This is a genomic window from Pseudanabaena sp. PCC 6802 (assembly GCF_000332175.1).
Taxonomy (GTDB): Bacteria; Cyanobacteriota; Cyanobacteriia; order Pseudanabaenales; family Pseudanabaenaceae; genus PCC-6802.
In genome coordinates, this window is sequence record NZ_KB235914.1 from 2524444 (window position 1) to 2542683 (window position 18240).

Annotated in this window: 19 protein-coding genes, 2 tRNA genes and 1 riboswitch; of the genes, 13 read left to right on the top strand and 8 right to left on the bottom strand. The window is 47.9% G+C overall.

The annotated features are described in order from the left end of the window. Positions 1-37: 37 nt before the first annotated feature. Genes PSE6802_RS34120 through PSE6802_RS0117140 form a run of 4 tightly spaced genes read left to right on the top strand, consistent with a single transcriptional unit; the run spans position 38 to position 3521 of the window. Positions 38-604: a hypothetical protein gene (locus tag PSE6802_RS34120; protein WP_019501268.1), complete on the top strand. Its 567-nt coding sequence runs from the start codon at positions 38-40 to the stop codon at positions 602-604. A gap of 43 nt (positions 605-647) precedes the next feature. Continuing rightward, on the top strand, positions 648-878 hold the full coding sequence (locus tag PSE6802_RS34125) for an FMN-binding protein (protein WP_019501269.1): 231 nt from the start codon (positions 648-650) through the stop codon (positions 876-878). A 15-nt stretch (positions 879-893) separates the two neighbouring features. Continuing rightward, positions 894-1976, top strand: a complete 1083-nt coding sequence (locus PSE6802_RS0117135) for an FAD:protein FMN transferase (protein ID WP_019501270.1) — start codon at positions 894-896, stop codon at positions 1974-1976. 57 nt (positions 1977-2033) lie between these two features. Next, positions 2034-3521, top strand: a complete 1488-nt coding sequence (locus PSE6802_RS0117140) for a hypothetical protein (RefSeq protein WP_019501271.1) — start codon at positions 2034-2036, stop codon at positions 3519-3521. A gap of 32 nt (positions 3522-3553) precedes the next feature. On the opposite strand, the gene PSE6802_RS0117145 is transcribed toward PSE6802_RS0117140, so the two are convergent. Continuing rightward, positions 3554-3626 (bottom strand) — tRNA-His (locus PSE6802_RS0117145). Between the two features lie 139 nt (positions 3627-3765). Between PSE6802_RS0117145 and PSE6802_RS0117150 the strand changes: the two genes are divergently transcribed. After that, positions 3766-4146, top strand: coding sequence for a response regulator transcription factor (locus PSE6802_RS0117150; RefSeq protein WP_019501272.1), 381 nt, complete (start codon positions 3766-3768; stop codon positions 4144-4146). Positions 4147-4185: 39 nt separating this feature from the next. Here the strand turns inward: PSE6802_RS0117150 and PSE6802_RS0117155 are convergent, their stop codons facing one another. Further along, the gene (locus PSE6802_RS0117155; protein WP_019501273.1) at positions 4186-5046 is read right to left on the bottom strand and encodes a phosphate/phosphite/phosphonate ABC transporter substrate-binding protein; all 861 of its coding nucleotides are present in this window, start codon (positions 5044-5046) and stop codon (positions 4186-4188) included. A 236-nt stretch (positions 5047-5282) separates the two neighbouring features. On the opposite strand from PSE6802_RS0117155, the gene PSE6802_RS0117160 reads away from it, so the two are divergent. Beyond that, entirely contained in the window at positions 5283-5936 is a 654-nt protein-coding gene (locus PSE6802_RS0117160; RefSeq protein ID WP_019501274.1) for a class I SAM-dependent methyltransferase, read from the top strand. Positions 5937-5939: 3 nt separating this feature from the next. Here the strand turns inward: PSE6802_RS0117160 and PSE6802_RS0117165 are convergent, their stop codons facing one another. From PSE6802_RS0117165 to PSE6802_RS0117185, 5 genes are all read right to left on the bottom strand, one after another. Then, positions 5940-6716 (bottom strand): DUF4058 family protein, encoded by a 777-nt coding sequence (locus PSE6802_RS0117165; protein WP_019501275.1) that lies wholly within the window; start codon positions 6714-6716, stop codon positions 5940-5942. A gap of 342 nt (positions 6717-7058) precedes the next feature. Continuing rightward, a riboswitch (cyclic di-GMP riboswitch) is annotated at positions 7059-7149 on the bottom strand. A gap of 111 nt (positions 7150-7260) precedes the next feature. Beyond that, on the bottom strand, positions 7261-9180 hold the full coding sequence (locus PSE6802_RS0117170; protein ID WP_156815570.1) for a CHASE2 domain-containing protein: 1920 nt from the start codon (positions 9178-9180) through the stop codon (positions 7261-7263). A 16-nt stretch (positions 9181-9196) separates the two neighbouring features. Continuing rightward, positions 9197-9454, bottom strand: a complete 258-nt coding sequence (locus PSE6802_RS0117175; RefSeq protein ID WP_019501277.1) for a hypothetical protein — start codon at positions 9452-9454, stop codon at positions 9197-9199. 92 nt (positions 9455-9546) lie between these two features. Beyond that, complete coding sequence (ebsA, locus tag PSE6802_RS0117180) at positions 9547-9933, bottom strand: type IV pilus biogenesis protein EbsA (protein WP_019501278.1); 387 nt, start codon at positions 9931-9933, stop codon at positions 9547-9549. Positions 9934-10044: 111 nt separating this feature from the next. Next, entirely contained in the window at positions 10045-11370 is a 1326-nt protein-coding gene (locus PSE6802_RS0117185; RefSeq protein ID WP_019501279.1) for an ABC transporter substrate-binding protein, read from the bottom strand. A 211-nt stretch (positions 11371-11581) separates the two neighbouring features. On the opposite strand from PSE6802_RS0117185, the gene PSE6802_RS0117190 reads away from it, so the two are divergent. From PSE6802_RS0117190 to PSE6802_RS0117200, 3 genes are all read left to right on the top strand, one after another. Beyond that, a complete protein-coding gene (locus tag PSE6802_RS0117190) occupies positions 11582-12319 on the top strand; it encodes a ribonuclease III family protein (protein ID WP_019501280.1) in 738 nt (245 codons plus the stop codon). 291 nt (positions 12320-12610) lie between these two features. After that, positions 12611-14164 (top strand): cellulose synthase family protein, encoded by a 1554-nt coding sequence (locus PSE6802_RS0117195; RefSeq protein ID WP_019501281.1) that lies wholly within the window; start codon positions 12611-12613, stop codon positions 14162-14164. Positions 14165-14181: 17 nt separating this feature from the next. Then, a complete protein-coding gene (locus PSE6802_RS0117200) occupies positions 14182-15114 on the top strand; it encodes a glycosyltransferase family 2 protein (protein ID WP_019501282.1) in 933 nt (310 codons plus the stop codon). Positions 15115-15217: 103 nt separating this feature from the next. On the opposite strand, the gene PSE6802_RS0117205 is transcribed toward PSE6802_RS0117200, so the two are convergent. Next, entirely contained in the window at positions 15218-15883 is a 666-nt protein-coding gene (locus PSE6802_RS0117205) for a hypothetical protein (RefSeq protein WP_019501283.1), read from the bottom strand. Between the two features lie 111 nt (positions 15884-15994). On the opposite strand from PSE6802_RS0117205, the gene PSE6802_RS0117210 reads away from it, so the two are divergent. From PSE6802_RS0117210 to PSE6802_RS0117225, 4 genes are all read left to right on the top strand, one after another. After that, positions 15995-16068 (top strand) — tRNA-Pro (locus tag PSE6802_RS0117210). Positions 16069-16232: 164 nt separating this feature from the next. Beyond that, the gene (locus PSE6802_RS0117215) at positions 16233-17345 is read left to right on the top strand and encodes a tyrosine-type recombinase/integrase (RefSeq protein ID WP_019501284.1); all 1113 of its coding nucleotides are present in this window, start codon (positions 16233-16235) and stop codon (positions 17343-17345) included. Positions 17346-17350: 5 nt separating this feature from the next. After that, the gene (locus PSE6802_RS0117220) at positions 17351-17620 is read left to right on the top strand and encodes a hypothetical protein (protein WP_019501285.1); all 270 of its coding nucleotides are present in this window, start codon (positions 17351-17353) and stop codon (positions 17618-17620) included. 159 nt (positions 17621-17779) lie between these two features. Continuing rightward, positions 17780-18172, top strand: coding sequence for an ArsR/SmtB family transcription factor (locus PSE6802_RS0117225; protein WP_026103367.1), 393 nt, complete (start codon positions 17780-17782; stop codon positions 18170-18172). The last annotated feature ends 68 nt before the right edge of the window (positions 18173-18240 follow it).

The following is an 18240-nucleotide window of genomic DNA, read 5'->3' on the forward strand; positions in this document are numbered from 1 at the left end:
AAATAAAAGATGACCTGATTAATATTTGAGGTTCTAAATGCCAACCATTAATCAAGCTAACGGTTTATTGGCTGAGTTCGCCATATTTCCAGTAGACCTTGACAGCCAAGCCAGTCTAGTAGAACAGGCAATTCAGAATATCGAATCTACGCTCAAGCATAAGGCAGGATTTGCCTCCGGCTCGGTTCTTCGCAGCCGCGACGGTTTGCGCGTTACCAGCTACGTACAGTGGAGCGATCGCACCTTCTATAAAGCCACTCAACCATTCACAGATTTTCCGATTCCAGACGTTCATCTATTTGAAATCTTCGCTGCCAAACCTCAAGGTGGCGAGCTGCATCTTTCATCAAATAATGACGAATCCGGAATATTTGCAAGCGCTCTCCCACACAGTTCAGTTCGCCTGGATCGAGCTAATTATCTTAGTTGCAGTTGTGATTTTGTCTGTATTCAAGCCCTGGGGGGGGCGCAGGCGATTGCTCCAGATAAATCGCAAAGTCTCGCTCGCCATTGGAGGTGTACTGGCAGCGATCGTGGTGTTATATCTATTCAACCAGAATGTCGCCTTGCAAGCTTATCGCCAGCGCCCGGTCTCGCCCATTAATCTAACCTCTGTTGCCGATGGAACATACCGGGGAGAGGAGACCGTGGGCGGCTTTACTTACGTTGTAGAAGTAACGGTGACTCAACAAAAAATTACTCGCATCAATATTCTTCGCAATCGCCCTGATGTCTATCCAAAATTGGCAGCAGGGATAACTAAAAAAGTGATAAACGCTCAAAAGATCGACATCGACGCTGTTACAGGAGCGACTACTACGAGTAAAGCATTACTACTCGCCATTGAAAATGCGCTACGCCAAGGCACCAAATCGTGAAAGGAGGAAATCAAGATGAAAGCAATCGCGCGCCGCAAAGTTTTGTTCGTGGCAACGGGAATCCTGCCATTGCTGACAGGGCATTGGTTGATATCTCAGTCTGAGACTAACTCGGATACGACATCATCGATGCCATCGTTACAGTCAGCGGGACTAAAACTGATGCGGGATACCTCCTATGCCCTGGGAACAAACATCTCTGTGACTGTCGTGCATGAGGACGATCGAGTTGCCAAAGCCGCTATCTCATCTGCATTAAGCGAAGTTCATTTAATTGATCGATTAATGAGTATCTATCGCCCTGATAGTCAGGTCAGTCAACTGAATCGCTCTGGCTCGCTGGATGCCCCCCATCCTTACTCGATCGAGGTATTAGCTCAGACCCAGATGTTCTCAAGACTGAGCGAAGGTGCATTTGACATAACCGTGCAACCGCTTTGGCAAGTCTACGCTCGCGCCCAAGAGAAAGGGCAATTGCCAAACTCGGAAGCGATCGCTCTGGCGCAACAAAAAGTTAATTGGCGCGATCTCGACATTTCTGCAAAGCGAATTCGATTTACTAAACCTGGGATGGCAATTACGCTCAATGGAATTGCGCAGGGATTTGCTGCCGATCGCGTCCTGGCAGTGCTGAAGGGCTATGGGATCGAGAATGCCCTCTTTGATACGGGTGAAATCGGCTGTTGGGGACAGAAGCCATCCGAACAACCCTGGACGGTTGGCGTTCAAAATCCCCGCGATCCCAATGCTTGCATAGGTTCGATTCAACCTCAAAATTGCTTTGTGGCGACTTCAGGTGATTATGCCAGTACTTTCAGCCAGGATTATCAGCACCATCATATTTTCGACCCGACTACTGGAGAATCGCCCAGAGAGCTATCTAGCGTTACAGTCCTGGCACCAACAGGGATAGAGGCAGATGGGCTATCCACAGCCATCCTCGTGCTAGGTGTAGAGAAGGGACTGGCGCTCGCCAAACGCATCCGAGGTGTAGAGGCGATCGCGACCTGCAAAGACAACCGCATACTGGCAACAGAAAACTTCCCTTTGATGGCGGGAAAATATCAGCAGCAGAGTACTAAATCTTTCTTAACATAGACCTAGAGCGTTATCCTATAGATTAAACTGAGAGTGAATTGAGAGAGGTAATATCCTATGACAACGATCGCACTGCCAACTAATCTACCTAATTTTGAAGGGATAAGTGCTAGATTACCTAATATTTGTGGATGGGAAACGGCGATCGCCTCAGTGACAAACCATTCAGATCCCGTATTTTTGCCGATCTCAAATATCAACTTAGAAGGGATTACCGCTGGATTCGCCTGCGCCCTCCACATGCACCAACCCACTATTCCCGCAGGGGCTAATGGCGATCTGATTAGCAATCTCCAATATATGTTCGAACATCCTCACGATGGAGACAACCATAATGCTGGCGTATTCGCCTGGTGCTACAGCCGCATGGGGGACTTTATTCCTGAACTGGTGAGTCAAGGTTGCAACCCTCGGATGATGCTGGACTATTCCGGCAATCTCCTGTGGGGATTGCAGCAAATGGGAAGAGAAGATATTCTCAACAATCTTCGGCGCATCACCTGCGATCCGCAGTATCAGACCTATGTGGAGTGGCTGGGCACGATGTGGAGTCATGCCGTCATTCCCTCTACTCCCATTCCCGACATCAAGCTCCACATCCAGGCATGGCAGCATCACTTTGCCGCCCTGTTTGGCTACGATGCCCTGCGGCGCGTGCGCGGATTTTCGCCGCCAGAGATGCATTTGCCCAACCATCCCGATACTCTATTTGAATATATTAAAGCTCTGAAAGAGTGCGGTTATCAGTGGTTGATGGTACAGGAGCATGCGATTGAGTGCTTGGATGGATCTGGCATACCGCACGATCGCAAATATATCCCCAATCGTCTCGTGGCGCGCAATTCCCAAGGCGAGATCGCTAGTATCACGGTATTGATTAAAACTCAGGGTTCTGATACGAAGCTGGTAGCGCAGATGCAACCTTACCATGAGGCAAAAGGAAGAGGGAAACAGCTAATTGGGAAGATTGCAGTTCCTTCTCTAGTGACGCAGATTGCTGATGGCGAGAATGGTGGCGTGATGATGAATGAATTCCCGCGCGACTTTCCGATCGCCTGGCAGGAAATTCGCGATCGCGGCGCTGGTGTAGTGGGATTAAATGGCACGGAATATCTGGAGCTAATCGAGGCGGCTGGCGTAAGTCCTGAGGATTATCCCCCCTGTCAAGCCGTTCAGCAGCACAGGATTTGGGAGCGAGTCGATCCGGCAAATATCTCAACGGAATCTGTAGAAACGGCGATCGCTGAATTACAGAAAAGCGACGATCGATTTCACATGGATGGCGCATCCTGGACGAACAATTTGAGTTGGGTAAAAGGTTACGAGAACGTGTTAGAACCAATGAATCAACTCAGTGCCATGTTCCATAGAAAATACGATGCTTTGGTACAGGCAGATCCAGCGGTGACGCAGCGTCCCGACTATCGAGAAGCATTGCTCTACAACTTGTTATTGCAAACCAGTTGTTTCCGCTATTGGGGACAGGGAATCTGGACAGACTACGCTCGGGAACTGTACAAGCGAGGTGCATCCTTACTCGCGTAGCGCGGATCGTAAATCTCGATAATTTTTATAAGGGCGAGCGATGGGGTTTGAACCCACGAATGGAGGGACCACAACCCTCTGCCTTAACCACTTGGCTACGCCCGCCATATAGTAGCTAATAAAGCATTTATTAGTATAGCATCGATCCAGGCGATCGCATAGGCAGTGAAAAAAATTTGTGCGTTCCGAAAAGCAAGGTAATACACTTAACAAAGGGAATCTGCTGCGAGCTGTATAAATCCTTATGACTAAAAAACTATTGATCGTTGACGACGAGCCTCATATCAGGCTGTTACTAGAGCAAACCCTGGAGGATCTAGAAGACCAGGGGGTTGAGTTGCTGACGGCAGATAATGGCGAGGATGCTCTCGAAACCATCACTACCGAAAAACCCAACCTGGTATTTCTGGACGTGATGATGCCCAAGATGAATGGGTTTGATGTTTGCCATAAGGTCAAAAACGAACTCAAGCTAGAGGATGTTTTCATCATTATGCTGACTGCCAAAGGGCAAGAGTTTGACAAGCAAAAAGGCAATGAAGTGGGGGCTGATATTTATATGACTAAACCTTTCGATCCCGATGAAGTGCTGAAAAAATCTATGGAGGTTTTAGGGCTGAGTTAGCTGTTATAGCGGTTTTCAGATGAAAAACGCTATGCTACCCTAATTGCGACCTTCTTCGTAAAGGGGGGCAGGCTTTTGACGAATGCGCGTAGCTATGGGTCTAACGCGCTCTACGACTTTGATCATGAATTCATAGTTAGGCACGGGAGCGTTGGCGATGTAACCTGCTGATTGCACTAAATTTGGTGGGGCTGACTTCATGGCATCCACAATCTTTTGGACGAGGTCAGGCGCGATCTTGGGAGAGACCAGGACGCTACCAGGTGGAATGCCCAGTTCGCTCGTGTGCAGTACGCGAAATCGCTTGTCGCTAAACCCAGAACGATAGCGCTCGAACTCATCCTTCGATAGCGCTCCAGCCGCAGCTTGACCCCGATCGACCATCTCCAGAATGGCTTTGGGTGTGGTAGTAAATTCGATCGCTGCGAGGTTAAGTCCGTATAAAGCATAAATGGGCAGGTAATAACCCGTTGCCGAACCAGGTTGCCCGATCGCGACGGTCTTATTTGCCACATCGGCTAGTTTTACGATCGGACTATCGGCCAGTACCACAATTACTGCCTTCTGGTTTAAGACACCCTGCATGCTAAAAATAGGTTTATAGTCTTCCTTGGAAATGGCGATCGCAGCCAGGCCAGGTGGGGCAAAAACTAAAGACCAGGCGCGACTTTGAATGCGTTCGATGGCTTTCAATTCATTGAGGGTAGGCTCCAGTTCGATGATAGCGCCTACTTGACTTGCCAGATAGTCGCGGAACTTCCCATAGCGATCGAGAGACTGCAATCCTTCATCATAGCTAACTACGCCTATAGTCAACTTCTCAGGTGATTTAATCACCTCAGGAGCACATGCTGCCAACAATCCCAACATTTGCAAGAGCAGCAGACGACGCGATCGCATTTTGAAACCTAATTTAAAATATTATGTGTAATAGCTTATCAGAATCTCAAACCTTTGAGATGTTTAGTTTTTGTGGGGCTCTATTCTCGATCGATTTTGCCTCGGTTGCTAGATTGTGCCATGTCTAATCCAGTAGTCGAATATCGCGTTCTCAATGGCTAGTCATTCGAGCAATTTTACCCAGAAGGGTGGCTGAAGGTGGGAGGTTATATATACAAAGGTGTAGCGACTAAAATATGATGGCACTGGATATGTCAACTGAAGCAAAAATCAAATTCCAATACGATCGCATTGCGAAGATTTACGATCGCCGCTGGCACTCCTACATTAGGAATACCCTGACTTTTTTGATGGAACACATACATCTAGGAGGGCATGAAACTATCCTGGATGTTGCCTGCGGTACGGGGGAGTTAGAAAGATTGCTGCTTGCCACCTATCCGCAAGTTAAGCTCGTCGGCGTTGACATTTCCGAACAGATGCTGGAAATTGCCCGATCGAAATTTACCGCTCGCAACAATATTGAATTCCTCAAGGCTAGCGCGATCGCCTTACCATTCCCCAATGCCAGTTTTGATATCGTGGTAACGTCAAGTGCTTTTCATTATTTTGAGCATCCCATCCCTGCGCTGCAAGAAATACGCCGCGTGCTCAGGTCCAATGGAACAGCGATCGTTCTGGATTGGTGTCGAGATTTCTGGTCTTGCCAGGCTCTTGACTTTGCGCTCAAACTAATCGACCCCGCCTATAGAACTTGTTACACTCAAACGGAGTTGCATGGCTTCTTAAACGCCGCTAGTTTTGACGTAACTGCAGCACGTAAAAAGCGTTTATATCCTCTCTGGGGCATGATGGTAGCTACAGGAAACCCGATCGCACCAAGTATCTGAGTTTTAGTTGCGAACGTTCAATTCCATATTTCCCAGAACTGTAGCAATCCATTCTGTCTCTTGGGATGAGAGCTCGGGTTTTAGCGATCGCCCGTAGTCAATTGCCAGATCGAACCTTGCTCGCTCGTACACCTCGTTTAATAGTCGCTGTAAATCGATAATTGGCTCTATTTCACCTACATCTAATGGGATAGGGAAGGCAGGGATCGGATTGCTCAGGTTAAACGCGTAGAGATCGGCATCTGGCCGCTGGTAGCTTCGGCTGACAAGAATGCGATAGTTAGTATCAAATACCTCTAACAGCGGCATTGCCTCTCCCAATCGCAGTAAATCGATTTCGACCAGATGCGTTGCAGAACTCAAAATCTTGTGGCGCTTGCTCTCATAGGCAAATCGTCCCTCTTTCGAGCGTTTGTTTTTGGGCGAAAGAATCTCAATGACAGTAACTACGGACTTATGGCCTTGGGTCGATCTCACTTCTAGAAATCGCTCTGTTACCTCTTCCGGTATTGGGAGCTTGACTTTCCTGGGTTCGGTGAGATTTAACGTTGCAGTTCCAGAATTTTGAAAACTGCGATTTGTAACCGCTACATCGGCAATTCCGGCAATGACGAGATTATCTACACTGGTGTAAACGCGCTCCTCAATGGAAACGCGATATTTGGGAACGATTTTGGGTGTCAGGTCATCGGCGATCGCCACAATCAGGCGATTGTGAACCTGGTGCCACAGATCGGGTTGCTCTAGATATGGGTTCATGCCTGGGAAAGGATTGCGCATTGCTCGTCATCCTCGCTAACCTGCTGCTATATCGTTTTTCAATTGAGAATAGGGTTTATTGATGAGGTGAAGGGGTGAAACCCCGACCTGGGGGCAACGCCCCCAAACCCCCTACTCACCTCCGATCTGAAAAACGCTATAGTTAATTATCGCACGTCGTTTATGGCATCATTGGTTTACTTACTCCACCTGCGGTGAGGTGCGATAACTCAAGGGGCTGGGGCGATTGAGATTTGGTCGAGTATCGTCTCGTATGCGACTCATGCAAGCTCCTAAGCTCTTAGAGCCTTAGGAACGTTAGCTTATAGCTCGATTTTTAGTTTGCGCAATATAAAGTATCCCTTCGGCATCAGCACGTCCATACCCTTGTGACGTTGGTTTAGGACTACTAATTTGCGCTTGTCCCTTTCGAAGACAGTTGCCATTTTCGGGGATATCTGGGCTACACGGGGGGGGAATAGGGTAGCCCTATGAATAATTTACCCCAAGTAGTTGTAATACACAAGCTATTTCTAGATTTAATTCTGTAGATCGGCATAAAGGCTTACTTGCCTAGAACTCTGTATACGGGTGTTTCCGTTGCCCGACCTTTGAGGGCATATTTACCAACTAACTCAGTTTTAAATCTTCCCTCTAAACGAGCGTGAGTATCCTGGCTAATCAAAATATGGTACGCCCCACCATCTACTTCTTTATTAAGGCTCTCCAGGCGGGCGGCAATATTAACAGTATCGCCCAGAACGGAGTATTCGAGGCGATCGCTACTACCGAGACTGCCTGCGATCGCAATGCCCGAATTAATGCCGATTCCCGTAACTGTCTCCGGGAAACCGCGTTCTTGCCAGATTTTGCTCATCTCGATTAATTTTTCAGCCACCACAATCGCAGTTTCTACTGCATTTTGAGCGTCGCGACTGCGTTCGCTTTCAGCACCATGGGCGATCGGGACGCCAAATACCGCCATGACCGCATCGCCTATGTACTTATCCACCATGCCACCATTTTTCAGAACTTCTGAGGCGATCGCGCCCAAATATTCGTTCAACCAGATCAGGATTTCATTCGGACTTTTAACTTCCGCAAAAGAACTGAAGTTCCGCATATCGGTAAACAGTACGGTTACGTAAACCTCCTGACCGAGAATGCGTCCCGCATCTAAGAATTCCGAGCGCCGTTCCCAGATCAAATTGACCAGTTCCTTAGAAACATGGCGCGAAAACAGCCCCATCAGCAAACTACGATCCGCTTGCTCTTTGCTAAGTTGGTAAAGAATAACGAGAATATTAGCCGCGATCGCGCCAAACAGGGCTGGGAAGAAGGGAATCCACCACGCCAGCAGAAATGCCCAATACACCGAGCCTGCCAGCAATGCTGCGAGAGCAACCAGGGCAATCGGTTTCTGGCTGACACCTCGCACTAACAGTGCCAATAGGGCACCTAAAATCGTCCAGCCCGTAATCCAGATGTATTCCCATTGTTCGCTCCAGACCTGAATAACCGGTCTGCCATCTAATGCCGCACTGACGATCTGGCTGGCAATATTGGCATGAATCTCAACCCCGTACATGACCTCTTCGCCCGTGCTGTAGGGCGTGGGGTAGCTATCTTTCAAGCTGACTGCTGTAGTGCCAATTAGCACTATGCGATCGCGCAACCGCGACGGATCGACCTTACCCTGCAATAGATCTGTAGAAGATATATGGGTAAACCGCTTTTCCCTGCCCCGATAATTAATCAACACTTGATAGCCGTTGGCATCGATATTGTTGTAGCCACCATACCTGGTTTTAATTCTGGGAATTACGCGCCCGTTAATAGCAAATTCTTTGGTGTTGGGATTGAAATCTATGGTTTTGCGCGAGGTTCTTTCTAAGTGAGTTCTCGCCAAGAGTAAGGCAAACGAGTCGTAGTCAAGTGCTAGCAGAGCGCGGCGCACGACCGATCCTGCATCTGTGAGTACGTTGGCAAACCCAGCATCGCTGACGGCAGCGAGATCGGCAGGCAGATCCACACCCCTACCCCTATTGGTCAAAAACGTAATATTTACGACATTACCTGCATTTTGCATGCTCTGGACGAGCAGAGCGCGACCCTCTCCCACGGGTATATCTAAATACTTATCTATGCCAATTACAGATGGTTTAGCGGCACTAATCTTAGAGATCGCTTTAGCAAATATAATATCCGGCCAGGGCCAACGGGCTTGACGCTGAATATCCTGTTCGCTAATTTCCACAATTACGATGCGATCGTCCGGCGGTTCTGCGGGACGCAACCCAATTAAGTAATCTAAACCTTTTAGTTCTAGTGGCTCTAAGAAGCCAACACTACGCAGCCCATTAATGCTTGCCGACACCGCCAGAGCGATCAGTCCTACAATTACTGGGTATTGATATTTACCATACACCCTCGCCAGTTTGGCTAAATTACCCTTGAGGTTTTGCAACAACACGGAAGAACTCACATAGCCTTGATAACGTTTAATAGTGCTCGTTTGACTCTAAAATTTCAATTGGCACAAAACATTCTTGAGGTAAAAAAATGGCATGTTTGCAGACCAGCTTACCGCTCATGTCATAGCGATTGATGGCAACACCTAGGGGGCGCGGTAAATGGGAAGCATGGGTATCTAGATAATTTCTGTAAATCTGTCTGGCCGCCCTAAGAAGTGAGGGCTCTACCTTGTGTGTAAACTCTCGTCGGTTGACGGATTCATTTTTGGGGGTGGTGTAGGACACTGTCGATCGCCTCACATAGCTTTGATTGTTTGCTCAGGGTATGCTGTCAACAATTCCATTCTCAGACAGTCTACTCAGGTCAGGATTATACACTAATTGCTGTCAGACGCAATCTTGATCCTGAATAGCTTGCTATAGAATAACTTGGGGAAGTCAATGACATTACGATTGCGATAGTTAACGATGATCTCGATCAAGTAACCCACAAACTCTGAATTAGACATCACTACTTCGTAACGCAGTTCTGGATTGTTATCAAATGTTACGATAATTAACCCTGACTCTGAGGGTATGCCAGATCCTCTCCAGGTTGCAACAAATGGCATACTTGTCCCCCCTTCAATTTGTCGCTCTCCCTCCAATATCTCGGACTCGTAAAGATGAACGGCAAATGGAATAATCTCTCTTTTGGCTTGTTCTCTATAATAGGGGATGTAGGCAGCCACTTTGGGGCTGTTATCCGATCGCTTTAGTTCCATTTATATCGCATTTACAGATTTGATCGCGGGGGTTGGGAGTATGGGGCAGGCACGGGTACGCTGCCCCTAAAGCATATTGACACAGACTAGCCAGGATATCTAGAAATTTATTTAAGCAGAGACTTTGTCAATTACTTTGATCCTGCCATCTGGCTCCACAGTCCAGACATCATAACTGCCTTTAACGTCACCATATTCATCTAGATCGACATTACCACTGGCACCCTGATAGTTAATATCTGTACCAGCTTTGACTAGTTTCAAAGCTTCGCAGACATCGGTGACCTCTTTACCAGGTGGATTGGCAATATCGCGAATTTTGCTTTTGATCGCTTCGCCAGTAGGACTCTTGGCAGCTTCAGCCGCGATCGTCACCAGGGCGGCAGCATCATAGGAGTGAGGTACAAAAGCGCCGAGGGGTTGACCTGTTTTTTCTTTAAAGCGCTTGGAAAACGCTTCTAAGCTTTGACCGTCAGCACCAGGTACCGTTCCTAGAGCACCTGCGAGGATGAGCTTGTCGTCTGATGTTTTGCCGATCGCTTTAGGAAAGTCTTCGGTTTGCACGCCATCGGTCAGGAAGACCTGAACGCCTTTGAGCAAACCTAGCTCGGAAGCAGTTTTGAGTAAAGGAGCGCCGGTTTCGGGATATAGCACGGCAGCAACAGCATCTGGTTTGCTACCAAATGCGCTTTTAGCTTCAGCTTCAAAGGTGGTAGCTTTGGGGTCGTAGCGCGTCGGCTTTGCCTCGTTGACAATCTGACCGCCTAGTTTTTTAAAAGATTCGACAAATACTTTTTCAAAACCCACACCGTAGTCGTTATTAATTACTAACGTTGCCACCTTGCGATGTCCTTTTGAATATGCCAGTTTGGCAAGCGCAGCAGCTTGATAGGTATCGGGTGGGGCAGTACGATACCAGAAGCCATTAAAGTCGCCTTTTTTCGCTCTTTCCGTAAATACGGGGCTGGTGCTACCCGGTGAAATTTGGACGACCTTGTTGGGAACCGCGATCGCGAGGGCGGCGGTCGAGACGCTACTGGCAAAAGCACCAACCACGGCTCCCACCTTATCAACCTGGACGAGCTTATTCATCGCTTCAACGCCAGCGGTTTCTTGAGTGCGATCGTCTTCCTTAAACAATTTAATTGGTTGACCCAAAACGCCACCACAGTCATTGTTAACAGTTTCTACTAAAAAATCAATTGCCTTAACCATTGGCGCTCCGATGGCGGAGAGATCCCCCGTGGCGGGCAGAAGCACGCCGAGCTTGAGTTCATTGGTTGAAGCCGTAGTTGTAGTAGTACCGCTGTTAGTTGCTGTAGTTGCGGTTGGACTAGAAGGTGAAGTAGTGGTTTCAGGCTGGCAGGCTACAATCCAGATACTAGTAGCCACGCTTAATAGAGCCATTAATAAAATTGAAACAAAGCGTTTAGTCATGTTTTAAGCAAAATTATTCAAGACAGTAAAGTTCTTTGAAGAATTATTTGTTGCTGTAATTTTAATGGGTGTGTTTGAAATATGCGTATTATTTACCAAAATTACGATCGATCCGCACCGTCGAAGAGAGCTAAATTAGGCTGCTCGTCGATCTGAGCATCGATTCACCGCACAAAATTAACTGGCAGATTTTACTATTAATCGTTAATTTATGATCGATCCGCGTCGCCAAAGAGAGTTAAACAGGTTGCTCGCTCATCTGGGCATTGATTCGTCGCACAAAATTAACTGGCAGATCCTGGATCTATCTTTAGTACATCCTTCCTATTCCACAACTACGAACAACGACGTTCTGGAGTTTGTTGGGGATAGCGTCTTGAGGCTGGCAACCAGTATGTGGCTGCACGAAAATTATAGCGATCGCAAGGTGGGCGAACTGGCCGCACTGCGATCTCACCTCGTTAGCGATCGCGTCATTGCTGAAATTGCCGCCGTCTACGATCTAGATCGGCTACTGGTCATGTCCAATGCTGCCCGCAATGATGCAACAGCCGTGCGATCGCGCTTGGCAGCAGGCTTAGAAGCTGTACTGGCTGCTTTATACCTGAGTACCAATGACTTCAGTCTAATTCGGAGCTGGCTTGACCCACATCTAGAGCAGGCCGCTCAAAAACTAATGTCCGAGCCAGCTTTGGGCAATTACAAAGTGGCGCTGCAAGAGTTAACCCAAGCGCGTTGGAAACTATTACCGCAATATCAAACCCTCGATCCTCAAGATGCTGAAGACGATGGAGCAGGCAATAAAACAGGCACGGATGGGCAGGAATTGTTTACGGTTGAGGTTTGGGTCGCCGATCGCTGTTGGGGGAAAGGACAGGGCAAGAGTATTAAAGCCGCCCAACAAGCGGCAGCGGCTGTGGCTTTGCAGGCTTTACAAGCGCGCGGCTAACACCAATAACTCGGAACGGCTATAGTTAAAAATACTCCCTGTGCAGTTGTAGGTCTGGAGAGAATGGTCTAGCATCTATAGGTTACAAATTAAAAAAAAGCCTAATAAACTAATTTTTATTTTGGGATCGTTGCCGACTGTAGAGATAATATATGCATAGGAGTGTTTTCAAAGTTATTTCTACTGAATTTGTCTGTCGGTCAAATCAGTACCTAATGTGGTAAGGAGTCTAGAACTATTCTGTTACTGATAACAATACTCACTGTCTTAAACGGTGCGGCAGCGGGTTGGTTGCTGCTGTACGGGATCAACGCCTACTGGTTAACTGCCGTCCATAAAACTAAGCTGGGTCGCAGAGAATACTACCAGCGGCGCTCGGTCAGGAAAAAACAGCGCTCCCTGGCGATGTCGTCATTGGGCAGCCTGAAAAGAGGCAGAAACGGCTTCGCTTCAGTCGCTACTGCCGAGCTGTCCGCAGAGGCAGTCGAGGTAAGAGGGCTACCAACTGTAACCGTGCAACTGCCTATTTTTAACGAGCGCTATGTGGCGCAAAGACTGTTGGATGCAGTCTGTCAGTTAGACTATCCACGCGATCGCCTGTATATCCAGGTGCTGGATGATTCCACTGACGATACTCAAGACATATTGCAAGAGGCCGTGACTGCCTACCAACGTCAGGGATACTGGGTAGACTACATCCACCGCGAAGATCGTACGGGTTTTAAAGCAGGTGCCTTACAGGCTGCTATGTCCCAAGTCCAGGGTGACTATATCGCCATTTTCGATGCGGATTTTATGCCGAGATCGGACTGGTTGCGGCGAACCATCCTGCACTATTGCCAGAACCCCGACCATCGTATTGCCGTCGTGCAAACGCGCTGGGGGCACGTGAATTCCGAGTATTCTTTGCTGACCAGACTGCAGTCGGCTGGTATTGACGGTCACTTTGCGATCGAGCAGCAGGCACGCTGTCAAAGGGGGTACTTCCTCAACTTTAATGGCACCGCTGGTATTTGGAGTAAAGATGCCATTATTGACAGCGGCGGCTGGCACGCTGATACGCTGGCAGAGGATATGGATTTAAGCTATCGCGCCCAGCTAAGTGGTTGGCGGGTAGTGTACGACAACGATATTGTTGCTCATGCGGAACTGCCAGTGTCGATGGCAGCCTTCAAGCTCCAGCAATTCCGTTGGGCTAAGGGTAGCATTCAGTGTGCTAAAAAGCTGATTCCTGCGATTTTGCGCAGTAAGCTTAATTTGGCTGCAAAGTGTCAGGCCATCCTGCATTTAACTGGATACTCAGTACATCCACTCATGTTACTGATTATTTTATTGGCATTACCGCTCATGCTGCTGGTTCCACCTGAATTAACCGCACTCAGAAATATGTTTAGTGGTTTTTGGGGTATCTTTATGATGCCGGCCACATTTGGGCCTCCTTTTCTGTATTTCACTGCCCAAAAGGAGCTGTATCCTCTAACCTGGACAAAGCGTCTGGGCAGAATCTTGCTTTTGGCATTGCTTGGTACGGGTATATCTTTTAGTAATTCTCGGGCTGTGATTGCGGGCTTGTTTAATACAGGTGCTAACTTCCGGCGTACGCCCAAGTACAACATCAAACAAAAGGGTGATCGCTGGGATAATAAGGCCTATAAAATACCCATGGATATGACGGCAACGATCGAAATAGGTCTTTGCCTGTATAGCTGTATCGCGGCAGTAATTTCCTTTAACGAGGGGCTGTTTCTTACCCTGCCGTTTATGGTGCTATATGCCCTGGGCTATGGTTATGTAGGAGGTTTAACGCTCTGGCAAACGTGGCAGATGCAGGTGCGCAATCATTAATTGACTGTTCGTTTACTATGACTAAACCCATATGGTCGGTGGTGGTGCCAACCTATAATCGCTTGCCTATTTTGCAGAAGTGTCTTTCTGCACTAGAGCAGCAGCAGTTCGATCGCCCCTATGAAGTAATCGTTGTCGATGATGGTTCCACTGACGATACGGTGAATCACCTGACATTGCACCGCGATCGCTACCCCCACGTGCGCTTAATTCAGCAAGATCGTGGTGGGGCGGCGGCGGCAAGAAATTCAGGAGTCGAACAGGCGCTTGGCGAGTTCATTATCTTTATTGATAGCGATCTGGTAGTGACCGAGGGTTTTTTAGCCGCGCATGCTGCAGGCCTGCATGGTTTAGATCGCGCTTTTACCTACGGTCGGGTAATTAATACCTGTAATTTTGAACAACCTACATCCGAACCATTTAAGGTGACCGACTTTTCGGCTGCCTATTTTGCTACAGGTAACGTAGCGATCGCGCGGCATTGGTTAATTGAAGCAGGTCTGTTCGATACCAGCTTTCGTCAGTATGGCTGGGAGGATCTAGAACTGGGCGTACGTCTGAAAAAACTAGGTTTAAAGCTGATTAAATGCCCTCAAGCGGTTGGTTACCACTGGCATCCACCATTTAGCTTATCCCAATTACCTCATCTGATCGATCAGGAGGAGCAGCGAGGACGGATGGGGATTTTATTTTATCAGAAGCATCCCACCTGGGAAGTGCGCATGATGATCCAAATGACCTGGCTGCATCGGCTGCTCTGGGGGCTGCTGTCTTTGGGTGGGGTGTTGAACGAGCGATCGATGCGTCCCCTCTTACAGTGGCTGATCGATCGCGGCAACCCGCAGCTAGCCTTAGAAGTAGCAAGGATCTTTTTGAACTGGTACAACGTACAGGGCGTGTACGCCGCCTATCGCAATTTAGGTGTGGAGGGGGCAACTAGTCGTCCCTAAAAAACATCTCAAGCCAATACAGTTCGGTTAAGCCTCCCAACCCCAATTCTGGGGGAGAAAGAGTTCTCAAGCTTCTGGTTGCGACTCTTTCCGCAAGCCCCGATCAGCTTGCCAACTTAAATGACTGAATAAATTGCTCGATGTCAGTACCGCTAATTTTACTCTTGTTGCCTAAAACCAATTGCTGATATAGCCTGTCCTTGATTAAGCAGGTGCGCCCCGTGGCGATCGCATCAATCCCAGATACCTTGACATCCTCAAACACGAAGCTGCGGCAGGGGAATCCGTCCAGATCCGTAACGTTATCTTCTTTGATTTTCCCTTTCAACTGTTGATTTGACAGCCTCACAGCTTCAGCAAGGACGGTTTGGGGGTCTTGCTGCCCAACTTCTTTAGGAACATCATTGTAAGCCACAAAAAAAGCCCCATCATCATTGCCAAACAATGTGAGATATTGCTTTACCAAACCTTTAGGGCTAGGTAAGTCCTGAGTGCGCTCTGATGGCTTGCCAGGAAACGCCGCAGAATATTTTCCCGCCTCTGAGGTATAACTGTGCCAGTTGGCAGGCACAGCAGCATTAGAGTTGGTTTGATTCTGGGGTTGAGGTGGTTGCTGAGGACTGGCAGCAGGGTTAGGACTAGAAGTAGTTGAACTATCTGGGTTAGAAGCGCTAGTGCTATTGGGGCTAGAAGTGGGAGCTACAGTAGGTGTCGGACTGCAAGCACTAATGACAACCGCGCCAACTACAGAAACAACGTATTTTTTCATAGCCCTACGCACTGAACTGCTAATTTAATTCAACATGACTCAATTAAGTTTACTATTTAATTATGTGTCATGACTAGCTTAAGTCTGATATCATAAACAAGCTAAAAAATTCGGGGCGTAGCGCAGCTTGGTAGCGCACCACTTTGGGGTAGTGGGGGTCGAAGGTTCAAATCCTTTCGCTCCGATAGTATTAAAACCTTCTCTATGAGAGGGTTTTCGCTTTTCTGGGTATGCGTTTACAGCTCTATCGCATTCTCAATAAGAACTACAAAATGTCGCTCAATATAGGATTTTGAAGGGCTAACTGGTATAAAATTGGTATACCAAGTTGTGCTCAGAAACCTAAAGTATGGCAAAGGGGACAGTTGCTTTAGAAACCTTCAAAGACAGGTTACGATTGCGCTGGGGCTACGCTGGCAAACGCTACTGTCTTTACATCGGTCTACCTGACACAAAGGTCAACCGCTTTGCTGCCGAGGGTAAAGCCCGCCAAATCGAGCTAGATATTGCCAGTGGTAACTTCGATACCACCTTGAAAAAATATAAGACCGATCGGCAAGTACAGAGATCGCAGCTTAAAACAGTAGAGCTATTCGAGAAATTCATGCAGGAGAAAGCCAAGAGCGTCTATCAACGCAGCTTGGAGAAGTACAAAGCCACGCTCGGATACTTGAGGCAGTATTTTAAGGAAAAGCAGGCAGATGCGATCTCTGTAGCACTAGCCGAACAATTCTTAGAGTGGCTATGCAGCAAAATCTCACCTGTTACAGCAAAAGAACGCCTGACACTTATTAATGCTTGCTGGGAATGGGGAATAAATGAGGAAATCATCGAGAACAATCCTTGGAACGATCTAGTTGCACGGGTAAAAATACCTCCTAAACAAAAGTCAAAGCCTTTCACCCGTGAAGAAATCCAGATGATTATTGAGGCTTTCCGAAGCGATCGCTACTATAGTCACTACGCTGATTTTGTGGAATTCTTATTTGGGACAGGATGCAGAACTGGCGAAGCAGTTGGCTTGCGTTGGGGGCATTTATCTGATGACTGCTCTAGTGTTTGGATTGGTGAAAGTGTCAGCCGAGGCGTAAGAAAGTCCACCAAGACCAATCGAGCCAGGACTATTTCCCTTACACCACACTTGCAGTCAATGCTGCTTGCTCGCAGACCAGAGAATCCAGATTCCGACGGCCTTGTATTTCCAACACCCCACGGTCATGCGATCGACGATCATAACTTCCGCAATCGAGCATGGAAGACTGTTCTGGCTGGGTTGAATATTGACTACAGAAAGCCTTACAACACTCGACACACGTTAATTTCCCATGCGCTCGATCTGGGCATGAGTCCTGTAATGGTGGCACAACTAACGGGGCATGACGTTGCAACCTTGTATGAAAACTATGCAGGTAGTGTAAGCAGCCGACCCAGACTGCCAGAGTTAATGAAAGATAGGGAGTAAATCCTATGGCACAGATAATACACCAGCAAATCATTGAGGCAATTCAAGAACTACCTAGCAAATCATTGCCCGAACTCGCCAACTTTATCGAGTACCTGCGGTTCAAAAATGCTTCCGCGTCAGAACCTAGAAGCTCTGGTTCGTCGTTTCTGTTGGGTATTGCAGGGCTGGGCAGTACGGTTGAGAGCGCTCTCGCCGAGCGAGATGAGGAGATCCTGTCCAGAGAGGTCTCCCCTCTGCATGGTTGGAGCATCAAACCAGAGATGCAAATATGAGAGCTATTCTCGATACAAGCTTTCTCTTTGCCCTGAGTAATAGCGGCGATCGCCCCTCTTAGATCGCTTCGACCTGTGCTTGCCACAATTATAGTAAGCATTTCTGCTAAGGTGAGAATGAATATCACTCCAAATGCACGAGACAACCAACGCTCAGCTATGAAAAAGATTGCCCAGCGCAGCCCCAAAAGTTCTGACATACCTACCTGTGAAACACACATGGTGCATTTGGATAGCGTGCGGCAGGGTAGGCAACAGGTCTTGCAAATGGCAAAAGCACAGCAGATGTCTGACTTTTTTGGAGTTTTGGCAGACCCTAACCGCCTACGACTACTATCCGTGTTGGTCGATTGCGAAATGTGTGTCTGCGATCTAGCCGCTGTCCTGGAGATGACCGAATCCGCCGTGTCACACCAGCTACGCACCCTAAGATCGATGAATCTGGTTAAATATCGCCGTGACGGTCGCAATATTTATTACAGTCTTGCCGATAATCACGTCGTCAACCTCTACCACGAAGTTGCAGAACACTTAGGCGAAACAGAAAGTTAAATACGTTTTAGCCTAACCAGTTAGCAAGCATGTACAAATTCTCAACATCGTGGCAATATATGAATAGC

What these genes read in the sequence shown, in the direction of transcription:
- PSE6802_RS34120 (WP_019501268.1), top strand. Translation starts at nt 38, where the DNA reads ATGCCAACCATTAATCAAGCTAACGGTTTATTGGCTGAGTTCGCCATA.
- PSE6802_RS0117135 (WP_019501270.1), top strand. Translation starts at nt 894, where the DNA reads ATGAAAGCAATCGCGCGCCGCAAAGTTTTGTTCGTGGCAACGGGAATC.
- PSE6802_RS0117140 (WP_019501271.1), top strand. Translation starts at nt 2,034, where the DNA reads ATGACAACGATCGCACTGCCAACTAATCTACCTAATTTTGAAGGGATA.
- PSE6802_RS0117150 (WP_019501272.1), top strand. Translation starts at nt 3,766, where the DNA reads ATGACTAAAAAACTATTGATCGTTGACGACGAGCCTCATATCAGGCTG.
- PSE6802_RS0117155 (WP_019501273.1), bottom strand. Translation starts at nt 5,046, where the DNA reads ATGCGATCGCGTCGTCTGCTGCTCTTGCAAATGTTGGGATTGTTGGCA.
- PSE6802_RS0117160 (WP_019501274.1), top strand. Translation starts at nt 5,283, where the DNA reads ATGATGGCACTGGATATGTCAACTGAAGCAAAAATCAAATTCCAATAC.
- PSE6802_RS0117165 (WP_019501275.1), bottom strand. Translation starts at nt 6,716, where the DNA reads ATGCGCAATCCTTTCCCAGGCATGAACCCATATCTAGAGCAACCCGAT.
- ebsA (WP_019501278.1), bottom strand. Translation starts at nt 9,933, where the DNA reads ATGGAACTAAAGCGATCGGATAACAGCCCCAAAGTGGCTGCCTACATC.
- PSE6802_RS0117185 (WP_019501279.1), bottom strand. Translation starts at nt 11,370, where the DNA reads ATGACTAAACGCTTTGTTTCAATTTTATTAATGGCTCTATTAAGCGTG.
- PSE6802_RS0117190 (WP_019501280.1), top strand. Translation starts at nt 11,582, where the DNA reads ATGATCGATCCGCGTCGCCAAAGAGAGTTAAACAGGTTGCTCGCTCAT.
- PSE6802_RS0117200 (WP_019501282.1), top strand. Translation starts at nt 14,182, where the DNA reads ATGACTAAACCCATATGGTCGGTGGTGGTGCCAACCTATAATCGCTTG.
- PSE6802_RS0117205 (WP_019501283.1), bottom strand. Translation starts at nt 15,883, where the DNA reads ATGAAAAAATACGTTGTTTCTGTAGTTGGCGCGGTTGTCATTAGTGCT.
- PSE6802_RS0117215 (WP_019501284.1), top strand. Translation starts at nt 16,233, where the DNA reads ATGGCAAAGGGGACAGTTGCTTTAGAAACCTTCAAAGACAGGTTACGA.
- PSE6802_RS0117220 (WP_019501285.1), top strand. Translation starts at nt 17,351, where the DNA reads ATGGCACAGATAATACACCAGCAAATCATTGAGGCAATTCAAGAACTA.
- PSE6802_RS0117225 (WP_026103367.1), top strand. Translation starts at nt 17,780, where the DNA reads ATGAAAAAGATTGCCCAGCGCAGCCCCAAAAGTTCTGACATACCTACC.